The sequence below is a fragment of the Streptococcus sp. HMSC071D03 genome (genome assembly GCF_001812125.1).
In the GTDB taxonomy this organism is placed as follows: domain Bacteria; phylum Bacillota; class Bacilli; order Lactobacillales; family Streptococcaceae; genus Streptococcus; species Streptococcus pseudopneumoniae_N.
Genome location: NZ_KV807810.1, coordinates 9,658 through 10,264, shown reverse-complemented (window position 1 = coordinate 10,264; position 607 = coordinate 9,658). Strand labels below are relative to the sequence as shown.

The window sequence follows — 607 nt, the reverse complement described above, 5'->3', positions numbered from 1 at the left end:
TATGTAGTAATTGCTGGACTTCTTTAGCATCTGCCGTTGCCATAAATTTATTCCAGTCTGTATCACCAGTAAAGACTACATTCTCTCCTCTGGCTTGATAAATTTCAACTGCTTTAGAGCCCACCAGAAAGAGGCCTTTTAAGATGATTTCTCCTGTCACAAGAGTTGCCCGTCCTAATTGGGCTACCACTTGTTCTTGTTCCATTTTAGCTCACCTCTTCAATTTTGAAATAAAGATCTTTCAATTGAGTAGCTTGAGAGTCTTTCGCAAGAATCTGTTGTTTCAACTCATCAATCCTATTTTGACACTGAGCAATTTCCTCATTGGCTTCCATGATAAAATCTTCGTTAGATTTGATTTTATTTTTAATAGATTGCTTATAAGTAACCGTCTGAGCCTCAAAGCTATCAATAACCTCTGAAGGCAAATTTACTGTAGTCGCATTAGAAAGAGAGAAGGAAGATTCAGCCTTTTGATCAGGAATCGTTTTATTCTCTTTCTGAGTAAATGTTGCAACAACTGGTACTACTTCTTCTGTAGCTGCATCTTGTGTATTTTCATCTTGTGAAGGCTCTACTCGTTCTTCCTCATTTTCATCTAATCTAC

At 37.2% G+C, this 607-nt stretch carries 1 protein-coding gene and 1 pseudogene; both read right to left on the bottom strand.

Annotation, left to right across the window (positions count from 1 at the left end):
* Positions 1 to 205: pseudogene (locus tag HMPREF2837_RS11960) on the bottom strand (hypothetical protein); the annotation flags it as partial.
* A 1-nt stretch (position 206) separates the two neighbouring features.
* Positions 207 to 607, bottom strand: a 401-nt coding sequence (locus tag HMPREF2837_RS11955) for a DUF5945 family protein (RefSeq protein ID WP_222565311.1), incomplete at its 5' end; no start/stop codon positions are given.